The 18460-nt window shown below is 39.0% G+C and carries 22 protein-coding genes; all 22 read right to left on the bottom strand.

The window, feature by feature from the left end; genetic code table 11:
• Positions 1-7: 7 nt before the first annotated feature.
• The 22 genes from qcrB to folE all read right to left on the bottom strand — a co-directional run bounded on the left by qcrB (position 8) and on the right by folE (position 18353).
• A complete protein-coding gene (gene qcrB, locus J2X07_RS07390; RefSeq protein WP_310257820.1) occupies positions 8-679 on the bottom strand; it encodes a menaquinol-cytochrome c reductase cytochrome b subunit in 672 nt (223 codons plus the stop codon).
• 3 nt (positions 680-682) lie between these two features.
• Entirely contained in the window at positions 683-1186 is a 504-nt protein-coding gene (locus tag J2X07_RS07395) for a ubiquinol-cytochrome c reductase iron-sulfur subunit (protein WP_310257821.1), read from the bottom strand.
• A gap of 119 nt (positions 1187-1305) precedes the next feature.
• The gene (locus tag J2X07_RS07400) at positions 1306-1779 is read right to left on the bottom strand and encodes a YpiF family protein (RefSeq protein ID WP_310257822.1); all 474 of its coding nucleotides are present in this window, start codon (positions 1777-1779) and stop codon (positions 1306-1308) included.
• A gap of 451 nt (positions 1780-2230) precedes the next feature.
• Entirely contained in the window at positions 2231-2782 is a 552-nt protein-coding gene (locus J2X07_RS07405; protein ID WP_310257823.1) for a ReoY family proteolytic degradation factor, read from the bottom strand.
• A 90-nt stretch (positions 2783-2872) separates the two neighbouring features.
• The gene (locus J2X07_RS07410; RefSeq protein ID WP_310257824.1) at positions 2873-4156 is read right to left on the bottom strand and encodes a tetratricopeptide repeat protein; all 1284 of its coding nucleotides are present in this window, start codon (positions 4154-4156) and stop codon (positions 2873-2875) included.
• A 38-nt stretch (positions 4157-4194) separates the two neighbouring features.
• Positions 4195-5067 (bottom strand): hypothetical protein, encoded by an 873-nt coding sequence (locus tag J2X07_RS07415; protein ID WP_310257825.1) that lies wholly within the window; start codon positions 5065-5067, stop codon positions 4195-4197.
• A 360-nt stretch (positions 5068-5427) separates the two neighbouring features.
• Positions 5428-6534: a histidinol-phosphate transaminase gene (gene hisC, locus J2X07_RS07420; RefSeq protein WP_310257826.1), complete on the bottom strand. Its 1107-nt coding sequence runs from the start codon at positions 6532-6534 to the stop codon at positions 5428-5430.
• 14 nt (positions 6535-6548) lie between these two features.
• A complete protein-coding gene (gene trpA, locus J2X07_RS07425; RefSeq protein ID WP_310257827.1) occupies positions 6549-7355 on the bottom strand; it encodes a tryptophan synthase subunit alpha in 807 nt (268 codons plus the stop codon).
• On the bottom strand, positions 7352-8557 hold the full coding sequence (gene trpB, locus J2X07_RS07430) for a tryptophan synthase subunit beta (protein WP_310257828.1): 1206 nt from the start codon (positions 8555-8557) through the stop codon (positions 7352-7354). The genes trpA and trpB overlap by 4 nt, the downstream gene beginning before the upstream one ends.
• Positions 8558-9184 (bottom strand): phosphoribosylanthranilate isomerase, encoded by a 627-nt coding sequence (locus J2X07_RS07435; protein WP_310257830.1) that lies wholly within the window; start codon positions 9182-9184, stop codon positions 8558-8560.
• The gene (trpC, locus tag J2X07_RS07440) at positions 9168-9944 is read right to left on the bottom strand and encodes an indole-3-glycerol phosphate synthase TrpC (RefSeq protein ID WP_310257831.1); all 777 of its coding nucleotides are present in this window, start codon (positions 9942-9944) and stop codon (positions 9168-9170) included. The genes J2X07_RS07435 and trpC overlap by 17 nt, the downstream gene beginning before the upstream one ends.
• Positions 9934-10962 (bottom strand): anthranilate phosphoribosyltransferase, encoded by a 1029-nt coding sequence (trpD, locus tag J2X07_RS07445; protein ID WP_310257832.1) that lies wholly within the window; start codon positions 10960-10962, stop codon positions 9934-9936. The genes trpC and trpD overlap by 11 nt, the downstream gene beginning before the upstream one ends.
• 329 nt (positions 10963-11291) lie before the next feature.
• Complete coding sequence (locus J2X07_RS07450; RefSeq protein WP_310257833.1) at positions 11292-12065, bottom strand: CheR family methyltransferase; 774 nt, start codon at positions 12063-12065, stop codon at positions 11292-11294.
• Positions 12066-12207: 142 nt separating this feature from the next.
• Complete coding sequence (gene ndk, locus J2X07_RS07455; RefSeq protein WP_310257834.1) at positions 12208-12651, bottom strand: nucleoside-diphosphate kinase; 444 nt, start codon at positions 12649-12651, stop codon at positions 12208-12210.
• Positions 12652-12739: 88 nt separating this feature from the next.
• A complete protein-coding gene (hepT, locus tag J2X07_RS07460) occupies positions 12740-13705 on the bottom strand; it encodes a heptaprenyl diphosphate synthase component II (protein WP_310257835.1) in 966 nt (321 codons plus the stop codon).
• Between the two features lie 22 nt (positions 13706-13727).
• Positions 13728-14555 (bottom strand): menaquinone biosynthetic enzyme MqnA/MqnD family protein, encoded by an 828-nt coding sequence (locus J2X07_RS07465; protein WP_310257836.1) that lies wholly within the window; start codon positions 14553-14555, stop codon positions 13728-13730.
• A gap of 6 nt (positions 14556-14561) precedes the next feature.
• Positions 14562-15152, bottom strand: coding sequence for a UbiX family flavin prenyltransferase (locus tag J2X07_RS07470; protein ID WP_310257837.1), 591 nt, complete (start codon positions 15150-15152; stop codon positions 14562-14564).
• Positions 15149-15982, bottom strand: coding sequence for a UbiA-like polyprenyltransferase (locus J2X07_RS07475; protein WP_396193893.1), 834 nt, complete (start codon positions 15980-15982; stop codon positions 15149-15151). Before J2X07_RS07475 ends, J2X07_RS07470 begins: the two co-directional genes overlap by 4 nt.
• Positions 15983-16028: 46 nt before the next feature.
• Entirely contained in the window at positions 16029-16733 is a 705-nt protein-coding gene (locus tag J2X07_RS07480) for a demethylmenaquinone methyltransferase (RefSeq protein WP_310257839.1), read from the bottom strand.
• Between the two features lie 4 nt (positions 16734-16737).
• Positions 16738-17445 carry a heptaprenyl diphosphate synthase component 1 gene (locus tag J2X07_RS07485; protein ID WP_310257840.1) on the bottom strand — a complete coding sequence of 236 codons (708 nt, stop codon included), beginning with the start codon at positions 17443-17445 and terminating at the stop codon, positions 16738-16740.
• A gap of 111 nt (positions 17446-17556) precedes the next feature.
• On the bottom strand, positions 17557-17775 hold the full coding sequence (gene mtrB / locus J2X07_RS07490; RefSeq protein WP_066241872.1) for a trp RNA-binding attenuation protein MtrB: 219 nt from the start codon (positions 17773-17775) through the stop codon (positions 17557-17559).
• Positions 17776-17786: 11 nt separating this feature from the next.
• The gene (gene folE, locus J2X07_RS07495) at positions 17787-18353 is read right to left on the bottom strand and encodes a GTP cyclohydrolase I FolE (RefSeq protein WP_310257841.1); all 567 of its coding nucleotides are present in this window, start codon (positions 18351-18353) and stop codon (positions 17787-17789) included.
• Positions 18354-18460 lie beyond the last annotated feature (107 nt).

The raw sequence follows: 18460 nt of genomic DNA on the forward strand, positions 1-18460 counted from the left end.
CTGGTTTTTACAATGGTCCGGAAATACCTTGTTTACGAATCATTAAGAAGTGGGCTCCCATTAATCCTAACAATGCTGCTGGAAGGAAGAATACGTGAATCGCAAAGAATCGCGTAAGCGTCTGTGCTCCAATGATCTCTCCGCCGGCAAGAAATGTTTTAGCAATAGGACCGACTACAGGAATCGTCTCAGCAATCTGAATTCCTACTTTTGTCGCAAATAGCGCTTTCATATCCCATGGTAAAAGATAACCTGTGAAACCTAAACCTAACATAACAAAGAAAATAAGTACTCCAACAATCCAGTTTAGCTCTCTTGGCTTTTTATAAGCTCCCTGGAAAAATACGCGCAATGTATGTAAGAACATCATTACAATTACAAGGCTGGCGCCCCAGTGGTGCATTCCACGTACGATAACACCAAATGCCACTTGATTTTGCAGATAATACACGGATTCCCATGCATTCACAATATCAGGTACATAATACATGGTTAAAAACATTCCTGATAAAATTTGGATAACCGTGATAAAGAAGGTTAATCCGCCAAAACAGTAAACAAACGCAGAAAAGTGATGCGCCGGGTTAACGTGTTCAGGTACTTCGTGATCTGCAACATCTCTCCAAAGCGGCGTAATATCCAAGCGCTCATCTACCCAGTCATAAACCTTTTGTAGCATTCATTACGCCCCCTTTCTTGGTTTTGCCTTTCCTAAATAAAGCTTTCCATCTTTCACCTTGCTCTCAAATACATCTAATGGTGCAAGTGGTGGGGTACCCTTAACGTTCGTTCCATCCTTCGTATAACGGCCAAAATGGCAAGGACAGTAGAATTGGCTAGGGTGTGACGGATCTGTGTTCCAGTCTACTGTACAGCCTAAGTGTTTACAGATTGGAGAAAGTGCGATAATATCGCCGTTCTTCGCTTTATAAACCCAGGCAGACAGTGTTACATCAGACTCATACCATCCGTCTTTCTGTTTGACTTTGTAGTCAAAACGCTTCGGTTCGTTTGTCAGCTTATCCACAGGAGTAACCGCTACCATTTTTTGATCTGCGCTCGGCTCTAAAATCGGATCTAGAGCGAAACGGACCATTGGCATCAGCATACCGGCAGCCATAAATCCACCTACGCCAGTTAACGTGTAGTTTAAGAACTGACGTCTTGAAATATCTTCCTTTGACATTGTTTTCCCCCCCTTATGCTGTAAATGACGGTCCAACCGGACTTTACACACATATTACTAGGACATAAACATGATAGCCTAAGTTGTCTTTTACTGTCAATATGAACATCTAGTGAAAATCAAGAATTAACGCCCCGCTGCCACTCATTAAAGATAAGCTGAAAAAGCGGTTTCACTTGTTCTTTAATGACTTCCAATCTATATTTCTCGTCCATATTTTCTAAAGGCAGAGCAGGTATCCAAAAAAGGTGCGCGTCGATTTTTTGTTCAAATTCTTTCCAGGAAACGTCGCTCGTCAGTAAAAAGATATGTTTGAAATGTCCAGAATCTGTAACATGTTTCAGCAGATTATTTAAATTTTCTAAAGAGGAAATGTCACTCTTTTCTTTCACATATGTAAAATTCGGTCCTAAAAATAATCTTCCGTGCAGCTGCCTTTCAATTTCTTCACAAAGCAGGGCTGTATACTCACTCATGGATACACTGCTTTTAAACTCTTGTTTGAAATCTACAGGCGTTAACGGGATTAATAGACTATCAACATATTCTCCAGATTTTAAGAACACATCAGCATCCTTCGTTTTCCATTTCATGTAAACTATCTCCTTCTCAAAAAATTCCTGCTTTTAATCGTACCATATTTTGATCACTAAAATAGACAATAGATTGCTTGTCCTCATTATTACTTTTTTAGGCGTAATTATATATTTCTTTTAAAAAGCTGTATTCGATGACCTTGTTGCTTTTGAAAGAGTTGATTTCCGTTACATGCTGCTCGCTTTCCACGGGGCATGCGGTGAGCCACATTCGAACGTTTCACTTATAAGTGTCTCACCTGACCGCTAGTCCCGCAGGAGTCTCACACCTTGCACTTCAATCAACTTTTCAATGAAGGTTCCTTACGATTATGGCCTAAAGCAACAATTTTTCAGAAAAGACCGAATTACAAAAATGCCCCAGAAGCACAACCTTATAGAAACTTATAAAAAATAAAGCTGCCTCAAAAGTGCTGTAAAAACACTTTGAGTCAGCTTAATAGTTTTATTATGAAGGCTGTTTTTCAAGATTTTTTAATTCAGCAGTCCATTTTGTAAAACTTTCATAGTCTTTTTGATCTAGTGCTTTGTCGATCTTAGCCATAAGGTCATTTCTGCGGTATGTTTCGATTGATTTTTCTAAAACCATTTCAGCCCAAATGCCATATTTTTTATCCATGGACATATTTTGCGGCAGATGTGGATTTTCTTCTAATACAGAAGCATATTCTGGAGTGAGCCGTGAAGCATTAAAGTTCAATTCCAGATAAATTTCTTCCTCTTGATTCAATCGAATGTCATGGAATGATTTCTCGGCATCTGTTGTTAAAACATTTTGTTTGTAAAAACGAAACGGAACTCCATCTGTACATTGAGTTGACATGATGATTGCCTTTGGACAATATTCAGCTTTTTCAACAAAATGAACTTTTTCCATCAACTGATCGTCACTAACCAAATAATTTAGTAACCATACACATTCGCGTTTCTTCAACTGATAATGATTAAGGAACCATTTTATAAAATCCTTTTTCTCTAGGACCGAAACGGTGCTGCTCATTGCAATCCCCCCATCATTTAAAACACGTCATTTTTATAAATATTTATATTCTCTTACCAGCGGTAAAATCCTTCTTCCCTTCAGAAAGTTTTAAAAATCTTCCAATCTTGATAAAACATCTGCAATATCTTCTCTTTCCGGATTCATCTTCAATACCTTGGCAAACAAATCTTTTGCATCATATTGATTACCTTCTTCAATGAGGAAATAGGCATGTTCTTCTAAAAAAGAAACTTCATCTGAGAAGAATTCAGCAGCTCTTTTATACCAAACTGAAGCATCATCATAGTTTTCCAATTCATTATTTGCTGTTGCGAGGTGCCAATACATGAGCGGAATTTCTTCCTTAATTTCAGTCAATGGTTTGTACAAGCTGATCAGGTCTCCATACCGTTCTTCTCGTAAATATTGATCACCTAAGCGCAGAAGCGGTTCAATTCTTGCGGGATTTAGTTGAAGTGCTGTTTTTATCCATTCTTCCCCTTGCTCCGGATTGTGCATCTTATAAGCGAGTCGCGCTGCCTGCAAGTAAATATTCTCATTATGCTCGTCTCTCTTTAAACCTTCTTGTATGATTTCAAATGCTTCAGGGATAGCCCCTTCTTCTTCATAAGCTTCAGAAAGAACACTGTAGAGGGTCGTATAATCAGGGTCCATGTCCTTTAGTTCTTCAAGGGCTGCAATCGCTTCTTTAAATTCACCTGCTTTATAAGCTGTTATTCCATGTCCGAATAAGCTATATAAGTCTTTTTGGCGCGACAGTGCTTTTCTGTACATCGGCAGAGCTTCTTCAAACTTCCCTGCCCGGCTCAATGCTTCAGCTAGTCTAATGGTAAGATCATCGATTTCATCTGTTCCTTTTTCCGCCTTCTGCAGCAACGGAAGACTAGAATCAAATTTACCTTGCCTTAAATAAAAATCTCCCAATGCATATGCAAGAACAGGATGATCGTTATCTTTTTCATAAGCGACAGTAAGTTTTCGCTCGGCCACTTCAGATAGACCAAGACTTTCATAAAGGTCAGCTTGCAGAATAAGTGCCCGTAAATACTCATCATCATTTTCATTAACCTGTTCTAAATATGAAATCGCTTTTTCATCCATTCCTTCGTCTAAGCAGCATTCAGCAATGGATACAAGCAGTTCACCTTCACCAGGATAAGATTCAAGCAGTTCACCTTCACCAGGATAAGATTCAAGCAGGCTATTAAATATAGAGAGTGCTTTTGAAGTATGTCCCCAATTCAAGTAAAGCTCTGCAATTTCAAATTGTTCAGCATCTGTTGCTCCATTCGTTAATTCTTCTAATAGAGAAATCCCTTTTTCGACTTCTCCGTGCTCAACGAGCCTTATTGCATCCTGGATTGTATTCAAAACATAAAACTCCTTTTTCCCGTGTTTTCTTGACTTTATTATACACGAGAAAATGAAGATTCTCCAAAACGACGAGGCCGGATGACTGATATTTCTTTTCCAAAACCTTGCTTGTACTCTGCGTTATTTTCTGAATAAACAATTGTCCCTCTAACAATGACAGTTTTAGGCAGTTGATCTTGTTCATTATTAGAAACTAAACAGTAATCTGCATCACTTCCTGAAAATAAACCGCCTTTTAAAGGATATATGCCTAGTAACTTCAGAAAAGGCAAAGGTATTGGTTCATCTTCCTGTAATGATTTAAAGAAAGTAGGTATCATTTTTTGGCTGGCGAGTTCATTCCATTTATTCTGCCACATTTTTTTCTTCTTATCTTCCAGTGAGTCCGGAAATTTCGCTATAATAACAGATTGATACGGAAAATTAGCTTCTGCAATTCTTTCCCAAACAATTCCGGTTAATTGCTTGAAATCCTCGACGATGAGTTCGATAAAAGGAACTTTATGCTTTTTGCAATATCTCATAATTTCTGGAGTCAGCCTTTCTGGGGAAAGAGACAATCCGATACAATAGTCTACAGGACTTGCAATCAGCATGTGTCTTGTTCGTTTTAATTGATGCTCTGCTTCGTGAAAATAATCAATTTTAGCAGAGGCTAATAGGGTGGTCGTTCCTTTTTTCACCTTTTGCGTAATCTTTTGTTTAACCGTTTCTACATTCAGCTTATTTATACACATCAAAGAAGTAATATGGCCAGGTATCATTCTAAATCCATGCATGGACATTTTAATAACATTCATTCTTAGAGGACCTTGAGAAACATATGATATCTTTTGAGAGTCTATCAGATAGGATAGTACTGTACTGGATCCGAGTGAATCGATCGGCCGCTCTATTATATATTTCATAGCTCGCCTCCTTTTACCCTTTAAGACAAGCTATGATGGAAGTTATCAATATATGAGAAAAAGTAAAAATAGACAAAAAAAAGCCCTGACATGTAAGCGTTGTCAGGAAAGTATAATATGGATAGGAGTGGAGAGAAACCATATTAATTACATTATAAAGAGACCTACTTTAAAATGCAACACTTTTTTGAAAATTATGAAAATAGGAAATTCCAATATTATTAGTATCGTACTAAAAGATGTGTATATGTTAAGTTTCGGTGTTTACTAAAAGCTCAATACATTACTCCGGAACTTCTGAACGACTATAAAAGACCCAAAAGGATCACTGTATTGAGCCTTTTTGGGTCTTTCCATTTATTATTCGTTTACCTTTTGAACAAGAGTAGCTAAATAAGAATCCAGGTGAGCAATAATCTCTTTATTCTGCTCCTCTTCTCCAATTGTGACACGGATCATCGTCGGAAATCCAAGAGCATTTCCTGAACGAACGATATACCCTTTCTTTAATAAATAATTAAAGGCGGAGTCAGCATCTGATTGAACATCCAATAAAATAAAATTCGCTTCTGAAGGATAGTATAAGAGTCCTTTTTTATCACAAAACTCGTAAAAAAGTTCTAATCCTTCTCTGTTCTTTTGTTTACATTCTTCGATAAAGCTATGATCATCCAGTGCACCAATAGCTGCAGCTTGTGCAATTCTGGACGTATTAAAAGGCTCGCGCGCAGGTTCGATTGACTGAATGATCGAACTCGATCCTATACCATATCCGATGCGAAGAGCTGCAAGTCCATGCGCTTTTGAGAAGGTTCTTAAGATTACAAGATTAGGATAATCATTTAAATAAGAGATTGTGTTTGGATAATCAGATGCAGCGACATATTCAAAATATGCCTCATCACTGACAACCAATACGTCTCTAGGTACTTTTTTCATAAAAGCAACGAATTCACCCTCAGGAATATAATTGCCTGTAGGGTTATTCGGATTACAAAGCCATACGATTCTTGTTTGTTTATCGATCGCTTCAACCATTGCATCAAGGTCATGATGGCCATTAACAAGCTGGATCTCCCTTACTTCTGCTCCTTCAATAACGGCATTGTGGCGATATTGCGGAAAGGTCGGAGCAGCCATGACGGTGTTTGTCTCAGGAGATAAATATGCTCTGCATAAGATCTGTACGACTTCATCAGAACCATTGCCAAAAATAAGCTGGTCATTGCTTACACCTAAAAAACGTGATAACTTTTCTCTTATTTCCGCAGAATATCCATCTGGATAAACATTAAGATTTGAAAGCTCTTCGACGATCTTATCTTTTGCAAGCTGTGAACAGCCATATGGATTTTCATTAGATGCAAGTTTAACGATTTTTTCTAATCCTAGCTCGCGTTTAACTTCTTCCACAGGCTTTCCTGGTTTATACGGAGTTAATGATAATAATTGCTTTTTCGGCTGCATATTCCCTCTCCTTTTTAGCGGCTATACATGGGTATCAAGGATTGCAAAAATTCCTTAAAATCATAGATCGCGTTCTGTCTGTCATGCAAAAGCTGTTCCTCTAAGGATTCGATTTTTTTTACGATAGCACTCCCGACAATATAGCCATCACTGTTTCCTTCAAACTGTTCGATCTGTTCTCTTGTTGACAAGCCGAATCCGACTAAAACAGGAACTTTAGCATGCGATCGTGCTTCTTTTAAGAAATCATTCAATCCATTTCTAAACTCGCTTCGAATGCCAGTCACGCCAAGAGAAGAGATGCAATATAGAAATCCTTCCGCTTCCGATGCCAGCCTATGAAGTTTGGCCAACTGTGTAGTAGGGGCTGTAAGTGAAATAAGCGCAAGATCCTGTTCTTTGCACATTTCCTTTAAATAGCCGCTTTCCTCATAAGGCAGATCGGGAACGAGCAATCCATCTGCACCGTTTTCTCGAGCAAGTTCTATGAAGCGATTTTCTCCTAATTGTAACAAAAGATTATAATAAGTAAAGATAATTACAGGTATCTTTAATCCTCTATCTCGAAGTTTCGAAACAAGTTTTATCGTTTTTTCGAGTGTCATATTTTGTTTTAAACCGCGCATTCCTGCTCTTTGTATCACAGGTCCATCCGCAAGAGGGTCTGAGTAAGGAACACCTAATTCTAAAGCTGCTGCACCACTTTCTTCTAGTGCCAGTGAAAGTTCGATCGTCGCTTCTTCACATGGGTCACCTGCCATAATATAAGGCACAAAACGATAGTCGGACGAGTTTTGAAAAACCTCCCACCTTTTATTCATTCCGTATCTCCTCCTTCCATTCGTTCCATAAGCGTATGCACATCTTTATCTCCTCTTCCAGAGAGACAAACGATAACCGATTCATTTTTACTCATCGTTTTGGCAAGCTTAAGGCTATAGGCAACAGCATGGGCACTTTCAAGCGCACATAGAATACCTTCAGTCAAACATAATTGTTCGAGCGCATCGAGCGACTCCTGATCGGTAACTGCTTCATATTTCACTCTTTTTGTTTCATGAAGATAAGCATGCTCCGGACCGATTCCCGGATAGTCCAGACCAGCTGATATCGAATAAGGTTCTGTAATTTGGCCATCACTTGTTTGCAAAAGTTTTGTCAGTGACCCATGGATAACCCCGTTGCGCCCTTTTGAAAGGGTTGCAGCATGCTGGTCCGTATCTACGCCAAGACCTGCTGCTTCAACTCCGTATAATGGGACATCTTTATCGATAAAAGGTGCAAACATTCCTATCGCATTGCTTCCTCCGCCAACACACGCAACTACCGCATCTGGCAGTTTACCGTCACGAAGCTTAGCAAACTGATCCATCGTTTCGATCCCTATGACTTGCTGAAATTGTTTTACCATCTTTGGATATGGATGTGGACCTACTGCAGAACCGATCAAATAAAAAGTGTCCTCTACTGCAGCAACCCATTCTCTGATTGCTTCATTTGTCGCGTCTTTAAGGGTTTGACTTCCGCTTGTCACTTCAACTACTTCGGCTCCTAAAAGCTTCATCCGGAAAACGTTCAACGCTTGTCTTCTTATATCTTCTTTTCCCATATATACTTTGCAGGACAATCCATACTTTGCTGCAACCGTCGCAGCAGCTACCCCATGCTGGCCTGCTCCAGTCTCAGCGATGATTTTCTTCTTGCCCATACGAACGGCTAAGAGTGCTTGTCCGATCGCATTGTTTATTTTGTGCGCACCTGTATGATTAAGATCCTCTCTTTTAAGATAGATGTTAGCACCATTGTTAGCTTCACTTAATCTTGTAGCTGGTGTTAAAGGAGTTGGTCTGCCCGAATAGATCGCAAGTTCTTTCTGAAAAAGCTTATTGAATCCATCATCAACAATCGCTTCATCGAATGCCTTCTCGAGTTCTTCTAATGCAAACATAATCGTTTCAGGTACATACTTCCCGCCAAAATCACCGTATCTTCCGCGAAGATCAGGAACAGTTGTTGTTAGCATTCAAATCATCCTTTCCAATTCAGTTAATCGTCTTTCGGATTTTTTGCCGTCTTTTTCAATTCCGCCGCTCAAGTCAATTCCATATGGCTTGTATCGCAGAAGGTCTTTAATATTCGAAGGATTAATCCCTCCGGCTATAAATACTGGAAGGTTGTACTTCTCAGCTTCCTTTTTAATCAAGGGCACTTTACTCCATGAAAACGGAATGCCAGTACCGCCAAATTGTCCTCCTGCCATACTGTCGATGAGAATCGCATCAGCACTTGCTGAATAATGCTCAATCTGCTCTATCACATTGTCACTAAAAGGAATCGCCTTGTATATCTCTGCATTTACTATTTTTTTCAGCTGCAAAAGTGTTTCAGGCTGTTCTTGCCCATGACATTGAATAATATCTAATGGGAGCTTACTTGCCGTTTCAGAAATGGTTTCTAACGAAGCATTTTGAAATACTCCGGCTAATTTCTTCTGTTTGCCATTAAGATCAATCCAGCGTGCAGCATCTTCAGGGAGTACTTTTCGTTTGCTGTCTGCAAAGATAAAGCCAATAATGTTTGCTTTTGAAGAAGATAATAATCGGTAATCTTCTTCTGATTGACAACCGCAATATTTAATTTGAACCGTCATTGTACAACTCTCTGATTTTATTTCCGATATGATCCGCCCTCATTAACGTTTCCCCAATCAGCATTCCGTCCACACCTTTTTCGAATAAACGATTAACATCATTACCAGTCTTAATTCCGCTCTCACTGATGATAATGGTTTCGTCTTTGATATAAGGAAGCAATGAGAAAGTATGATCAATACTCGTTGTGAACGTATTTAAATCGCGGTTGTTAATCCCTATCATCGCAGGATTGCAAACGTTATAGACCTGTTGGATCTCTTCTTTCGAATGAACTTCTACTAAACACTCTAATCCGCATTCAACAGCAAATTCATGTAATGCTTTTAATCTTTCAGCCGGCAAACATGCCGCAATCAGTAATATGGCATCCGCTCCATATTCAACACTTTCGATAATTTGACGTTCATCCAATATGAAATCTTTTCGCAGCAATGGAAGTGAGACATGACTGCGAATTTCCTTTAAATAATCCAAGCTTCCTTGAAAAAACTCTGAATCCGTTAAGACCGATAAACAAGCAGCACCGTTTTTTTCGTATTCGATTGCAATTTTTACCGGATCAAAATCTTCTTTAATGATTCCCTTTGATGGAGAAGCCTTTTTCACCTCTGCAATTAACCCCGGTTTATAAATGGATTGCTTCAGCTTTGCAGAAAATGGCCGGTGATCTTTGCTTTTGTAATTCAAATCCATCGTGTTTATCTCTGGCAATATAGCGATTTCTTTTTGTTTTTGTTTCATAATTTTAGTTAACAAGGGCTTTTGCCTCCTCCTTTGTGATGTGCAGCAGATGATTATAAGCCGTTTTAGAACGAAGGCAATCCTCAATGATTTCCACACCGTCTTTAATAGATGTGACACGGTTAGATGCATATAATGCTGCCGCTGCATTTAATACAACAATATTTTTAGCAGATTTACTGCTTTTGCCATTAAAAATATCAGTAATTATACGGGCACTTTCCTTTTTATCCTTAACCATAATATCCTGTAAGTTTCCTCTCTCTAATCCCGCTTCTTCAGGGGAATAGATAAAAGATGAGATCGAGCCGTTATCTACGAGTATCATTTTCGTTTCATGTGTGATCGAACACTCGTCCAGACCGTCTTTTCCGGTTACAAGGAGTGCCCGTTTTATACCAAGCATCGTAATTGCTTTTGCCATCCGTTCTGCAAGATTTTCATCACTTACCCCAATTAGCTGGTACGAGGGACTCATTGGGTTGCATAAAGGACCTGCAATATTGAAAATGGTCCTGAATGGAAGCTGCTGCCTAAGAGGTGCCACTTTCTTTAACGCCGGATGAAAATAAGGTGCGTGTAAAAATGTAATATCATGATTCTTCAGCTGTGTCTCAGCTTCATATCCATTCGTTGCTGTGTTAATTCCTAGAGCACTTAAAACATCTGAACTGCCACTGCTTGATGTCACGGCTTTATTGCCGTGCTTGGCAACTTTAACACCAAGCGATGAAAGAATGAAACTTACTGCTGTCGAAATATTAAACGTCGAAGCACCATCTCCGCCTGTACCGCAGGTGTCGAGCATTTCATTACTAAACTGATTAGGAACTTGTTTTGAATATTTACGGATCACTTTAACAAAACCGACAATTTCTTCTGGTGTCTCTCCTCGGAAACTCATCATACTCAGTAATGAACTTGCTTGAACATCGGATATCGTACCAGCGATCAGCCCCTCCATGACAATTGCAGCTTCATTTTCAGTTAATGTTTCATGATTGATTCCTTTTTTCATAATTTTTCGGATCATATGAACACCCCTTAACGTTTTAATTTACGGATGACGTAATTAGCAGACGTTCAAGGAGGTCTTTTTGGGAAGAATTTCAATATTGAATACACCTCCGTAATTTACGGAGATTTGAGGGGTAAAAAAGAGGATCGAATGTTAGGAATACAAAAAAGCCATGCGGAAATAACCGCATGGCATATGTACAATCCCATTCTCGGCTCTGCTCCACTCAAACTCTCTCAACTTGTCTCAACTAGGCTCTAAACTAAACTATAAAAACTTATCAGTTAGAATAAACCATACAGCGCATCCTGTCAACTAAACGGAAGGGATTGATTTATTCACTGTTATTTTTTTCTATAAAAAAATGGCTCTTCTGATTCTAATCCATACAATCCTGGATTAAAAATCTGTTCTGTGCTTCCTACAAACAGAATTCCCCCAGGACGCAAAGCGTCGCTGAATTTTTTATAAAGAACACCCTTTGCTTCTTCCGTAAAGTAAATCATGACATTACGGCACAGGATAAGGTCATAACCGGCTGCAAATCGATCCGAAAGAAGGTTTTGCTTTTTGAAAACAATTCTCTTTTTTAGAGAATCATCAATTTTATATCCCAATTCTTGCTTTTTAAAATATTTTCTCTTCTTGTCAGCTGGAACGTCTTGAATGGATCTTTCAAAATAATAGCCTTTTTGGGCACGCTCCAAAACGAGTTCATCAAGGTCTGTTGCAAGGACTGAAAAATGAGATAGACCTTTATAATCTGAGAGCATCATGGATAAAGAATAAGGTTCTTCACCAGTCGAGCAAGCCGCACTCCACACCTTTAAAGATATTTGATCTTTCATCAATAGAGGCAGAATTTTTTTCTCCAATACCTCCCAGCGAGATGGGTTCCTGTAAAACTCAGAGACATTAATGGTCATTCTATCTAAAAATTCTTCAAGTAAGTCTCGATCTTTGGATAGTGAAAAAAAGTAATCTGAAAAAGACCGAAAAGACCGTTTCTCTCTTAAAGCGATCAGCCTGCGTTTCATTTGTGCTTCTTTATAGAGTGATAAATCAATACCTGTTTTATCGAATATGTTTTTTTTAAATCCTTCGTAATCTATGTCCAAGCTGCTTCTCTCCCTATAGCCGCTTTCTTCACCAACTCGTTTCTATTGTATAAAGAAATGGATGCTTTCTCCAGCTTTTTCTAGACAAAAAAATAAAACCGGCAAAAAGCCGGTTTAAAAACGCTTTCATTTCTTAGCTAAATTAAATCCAAACAGAAACAGCTTTCTCGTAAGAAACTAGCTCTTCTTCTTTAAAGAACAATCCGATTTCACGCTCTGCGCTCTCAGCAGAATCTGAACCATGAATGATGTTATTGCTTACTTGAACAGCATAATCACCGCGGATTGAACCTGGAGCTGCTTCAGCTGGGTTTGTTTTGCCCATCATGTTACGAGCAGTTAAAATAACGTCCTTACCTTCCCAAACCATTGCAAACACAGGTCCAGATGTAATGAAATTAACTAACTCTCCGAAGAAAGGACGCTCTTTATGCTCTCCGTAATGTTCTTTTGCTAAGTCTTCAGAAATATTCATTAGTTTAGCACCAACTAATTGAAAGCCTTTCTTTTCAAAACGAGATACGATTTCTCCGATTAACGCACGTTGAACGCCATCAGGTTTTACCATCAAAAACGTTTTTTCCATGTATTCCCTCTCCTATCATCTATGTATAGTTATGTGGGACAAGTTCCCCAGAGAAATCGTACCAAAAATCTAAAAAATTAGCAATGGCTCAAAATTTCCGGCCAGCGATAAAATCCGCCACCTTCAGCAGACTCTCACGTGCAGATGTTTCAGGCAAACCACTGGCAGCAGCCTTTGCTCTATTAAGATATGTGTCAGAAATGGCTGATGCAAATTCTATGCTTCCATTACGCTTAATCTGCTTTAAGATATCGCTTAACAGCGTTTCATCTCCATTTTCATAATAGAGATTTAGTTTTTCTTTAAATCCTGGAAACCGTTGAATGGTATATAAAGCAGGGAGAGTAATATTGCCCTGTTTCAAATCACTTCCTGCTGGTTTTCCGAGCTGCTTTTCGGATGCTGTGAAATCTAGAATATCGTCAGTAATCTGAAAAGCCATACCTACACTATAACCAAAATCATATAATAACTTTTGGACCGGGATATCAGCTTTTGAAGTGATGGCTCCCAGCTGGCAGCTCATAGCAATAAGCAAAGCCGTCTTCCGTTTGATTCTCTTGAAGTATTTTCTTACATTTTGATCTGTGTCATATTGCTCTTTAATTTGTTCTACTTCACCAAGACACATTTCTTTCATGCCCTGTGCCAAAATTTGATGAGCCCTAGGAATTTCAATATCAGTCATAAGCTTTAATGCAGAGGCAAAAATATAATCGCCTGTATACATAGCCACTTTACTATCGTATTTCGCTTTAACTGTTTCTCGTCCTCTTCTCATATCAGCATCGTCTACGACATCGTCATGCACTAAGGACGCCATATGAATCAATTCTAGAGCAGCTGCTGTTTTCTTGATCTGGTGAATATCATATGTTCCAAATTGGGCTGAAAGCAGGACAAATACAGGGCGGATTCTTTTTCCCCCTGCTTTTAACAATTCCAAGCCCGCTGTATTGATCAATGTTTGTTCAGAGCTGACTGATTGTGCAAGCTGATCTTCAATTTGCTGTAAGTCTCTTTTTAAAAAGGAGTATAAGTCTTTTAACTTCACTTTTAGTTCACCCTATCGCCCATTACGTATAAGAAAATTTTAAAATGGATGGGATTGTTTTTAACAAACCACACTCATTCGCTAATCGAAAATATAGGTTGAGTCCTTTTTCATGTTCGCCATTAAATTCATAATTTAACCCATTAAAATAGGAATCCCAAAAGGCATAATCCCCTCCATGCTCCTGCATGGCTTTATGAATTACTGGGGAAAATTTTTCGAACTGGCATCTTTCTTTACTTTCAATCATGCTCTTTATGACATAAGAGAGCAGATCTTTTTTTTCTGTTTCCATTATTTTGCGGTATGCCATTACAGCAAATACCATCGGCAACCCTGTTTGCTGGTACCAGATCTCGCCTAAGTCATAAACATGATAACGTCTGTTCACTCGATTTGCAGAAATTGCATCGTCACCAATCAGCAAACATGCATCATATTGTTCCATCATCTGATCGAAAAGCGGTGTTTCAACTTGAAAGGATGCTGCCACATCATAAAAATGATGCAGAATGACTTTTAACAATGCAACAGACGTTTCCGAACTTGATGTAAGCGCAATACGTTTTTCACCTAATTCTTCAATCGGATACTTTGAAAATAAAAAAATAGAATTGACTTTCCCGAACGCAGAAACAGATAAATCCGGAGCTAGACTATAGCGATCAGCATTTTTCCCAAATGAAAACGAGGATATTCCGCCAATATCAACTTTATTTTCTTCCATTAAACGATTAACCTTTGATGGTACTGCGGACGTGATCGTTGCTCCATCATCCATTAATCGTTCTCTGTCTAAATAATAATAAAGGGGTATTATGTTTGTATAACTGATCTCCCCAATGTTCATAATCTATCAATCTCCCCAGCGTGTGAACAATTCGTGATGTACACCTATGTTATCCAGTACTTTTCCTACTAAAAAGTTAACAAGATCATCCATTGATTTTGGTAAGTGATAAAAACCCGGCATAGCAGGAACAATCTTGCCTCCAGCATCAGTCACCTTAATCATATTTTCAAGATGGATCTTATGAAGAGGTGTTTCTCTAGGAACTAATACAAGTTTTCTGCTTTCCTTCAGCATAACGTCTGCTGTCCGCTCTAATAAGTTCCCTGAAGCACCGTGGGCAATCCCCGAAAGAGTCCCCATCGAACATGGAATGATCACCATACCATCATTTTGATAGGACCCGCTCGCAATCGGGGCGTTAAAGTCACGCAATGTATGGTAAAAGAATCTCTCTTTCCCGTATGAAGCAAAATGTTCTTCTATAACAGCATCTCGATCTTCCGTATCCCACAGCAGCTCTTCTCGAAACACTTGCCAGCCAGCTTCTGTTACGACCAAGTGAACCTTGTGTCCGCTCTTAAGAATCTCTTGAACTAGCCTTACTCCGTATATGGCTCCGCTTGCACCTGTAATCCCAACTGTAAATGTTTTCATAGCAAAAGGTCCCCTATAGAAAAAATAAACATAACGATACTTAATATCCCGTTCATCGTAAAGAATGCTACATCCAGTTTCGAAAGGTCATGCGGTTTCACGAGCGAGTGCTCATAAATCATGATTATTCCAGAAACGGCAACACCAAGAAAATAAATCCATCCCATTCCTGTAACAAAGCCAAAAGAAATGAAAGCTATGAAACTAGCAGCATGCAGCCATCTTGCCGCAAGAAGCCCCTTTGCAACGCCAAAGAAAGACGGAATGGAGTACAACCCATGTGTTTTATCATAATCAGCATCCTGTGTAGCATAGATGACATCAAAACCAGCGATCCAAAATAACACTCCGAAAAATAGTAAGAAGGCTTCCAGACTCAAAGTCCCCGTAGCACCAACCCATCCTCCAAGAGGAGCAATTGCAATGGTAATGCCTAAAACGATATGACATAAGTACGTAAACCGTTTTGTGTAAGAATAGATAACTAAAAAGAAGACAGCTAGCGGCAATAATTTAACAGATAACATGTTTAATTGATAACTGCTTACGAATAACAACGCCAATGATGCAAGGATAAAAAGATAAACCTCGCCTTTTTTAATCAGTTTTGCCGGTATGGCACGATTGCTTGTCCTCGGATTGACACTGTCAATATTGGCATCGATTGCACGGTTCAAAGCCATTGCTGAGCTCCTTGCACCGACCATTGCCAATGTTATCCAAATCCATTCTGCTAGTGTCGGCAATGTTCCTTCTTCTACGATATTTCCTATAATTGCCCCTAAAAAAGCAAATGGCAAAGCAAAAATAGTATGTTCAAATTTAATCATCTCTAAAATAACTTTACATTTATTCCACACACTTCAACGCTCTCTTCTATTGCGGTTTTTGGCCGGCATGCATGGCAGCAGCGCCGCACGCATAAGATTTAACTTCAATTTTCGTTAAGCCGGCTTGTTGAAAAAGATCTCGTAATTCTTCTTTCGTCAAAAAAGCTTCTGTAGATTCCTGAAGCCAGGCATATTCTTGATAGCTTTTGGCAAACAACCTGCCGAATAATGGCATGATATAAGTAAAATAAAATTTAAAAGCCTGCTTGAAACCCGGAACAGTGGGATGCGACGTCTCTAGGCAAATCACTTTCCCTCCTGGTTTTACAACTCTAGCCATTTCACGCAAAACGGTTAAGTAATCCGGTACATTCCGGAGACCGAAACCGATTGTTACAAAATCAAACGAGTGATCCTCAAACGGCAGTTCCATTGCATTTCCATGGAGAAAAGATACTTGCTTTAATGGCCGCTTCTTTAATTTTTCACGTCCAACCTTCAACATATTCTCGCTGAAATCCAGACCTGTAACCTTCCCTTTTTCCCCTGTTGCCTGTGCAAGAGCAAATGTCCATTCACCCGTCCCGCAGCATAGGTCCAGACAATGATCGCCTCGCTGTACATTCATACGCTTCATCGTATCATTGCGCCATTTCGTATGCTGCTTAAAGCTGATTAGATCATTCATATAATCATACTGCTCAGATATCTTTTCAAAAACAGAGTGAACCCGTTCTTCTTTGCTCATCATCGGATTAACCCTCTCCTAACATTAAGTCATTTTCTATTTCTGCATACATACTGTCATCTTCTCGTTCAACTAATAAAGGAATTTCAACCTTCTTTTCTTTTATATCTATTTCACATTTTTTTAAGTACGCCGACTGCTCGTCGTTCAAAGAGCTTCTCGCTTCTTTATTCTGATAATGGGAAAGCAATAAATATCGTTCGATAAATGGAATATATTTTTCAAGTCCTAATGATTCAGCAGCTTTTGTATACAATAAACTTTCGATCTTCCCAACAGACTGAATGAACTTCAAACTGCTTAGCTGATTCGTACGCTGGTCATGAAGCATTGTTTTGTGCTCATTAATCATCTTAACAGCTTGAGAAAGGTAGGAAACTAATTGCAGATTCTCGCAGCGTGATAATAACTGATAATATAGACTGCTGAAATAATCTCCGGACAATACGACAAGCTGTCTTTTCTTTTTATTTGTTTTAATATCCTGATTTAATATATCTTCATGACGGTCAAGTGCTGACTGAATCATCAGGATCGAACTGAAAATTTCTGTTTCCACCGCTTCTTCCATGTCGAGTTCCCGAAGCAGGCAATATGTAATGAACACTTTTGCTTCATTTAACGCCGGCAGCGGTAAATATTCATTGACATAACTATGCTGCATGAGTAAAAGTGTATGCTGTTTTAAACGTTGAATATGTTCCATGGTGTTCATCATGTGCCTCCATTGACAACTGAATATGCCTCATTATTATACCATAGTAATCAATTTTTTAGTTTTTTTAGGCATAAAGAAAACTAGGCTGGCGCCTAGCGTTATGCTTCTTTAGGATTCTGTATCCACTTCACCATGCTTCGTATAGATTACAGCTTTCCCTCTAACCTTAACTGCAGAAGTATGTTCTGTAAATTGGGCAATCATCACTTCACCTTTATCTAATTTTTCGGAGTGATGAAAACGTGTTTCGGTTCCTCGTGTTAATCCAATTACATTGACACCATTTTCTTTGGCTTTAATAACAAAAAAATCAAATTCTGATTTCATGCCGAAACCTCCTAATTTCGAATTAAACTTAATACTTCTGCTCTTGCGGCTGCATCTTTCTCAAAAACTCCTCGAACAGCTGAAGTTACCGTCATCGAGCCAGGCTTCTTAACTCCGCGCATCGTCATGCACATATGTTCTGCTTCAATCACGACTATAACTCCATGAGGTTCAAGCGTTTCCAGAAGGCTGTTTGCAATCGTAGATGTAATTCGTTCTTGCAGCTGCGGTCTTTTCGTTACAGCTTCTACAGCTCTTGCCAGTTTACTTAATCCTGTAACCTTTCCGCCTTTAGGAATATACCCGATATGCGCTTTTCCGAAGAAAGGTACAAGGTGATGCTCGCACATTGAATAAAAAGGAATATCCTTTACAAGTACAAGTTCTTCATGATCTTCTCCAAAAATCGTTGCAAAATGTTCCTTAGGATCTTGGTTCAACCCTTGAAAGACTTCTTCGTACATTTTAGCCACTCGTTTTGGCGTATCTAATAAGCCCTCTCTTTCAGGGTCTTCTCCAATAGCTTCTAATATCATTTTTACTGCCAATTCAATTTTTTCGCGCTGAACTTCTGCCACTCTCTTTGTCCCCCAATTCCAATAACACAATAGAAAAATTTTAGCATACCCCTAAAAGAATAGCAAAACGGGAAAACCCTTACAACTGAGCGAAGATAAAATTGTGA

This window comes from Fictibacillus barbaricus, from assembly GCF_031457135.1.
In the GTDB taxonomy this organism is placed as follows: domain Bacteria; phylum Bacillota; class Bacilli; order Bacillales; family Fictibacillaceae; genus Fictibacillus; species Fictibacillus barbaricus_A.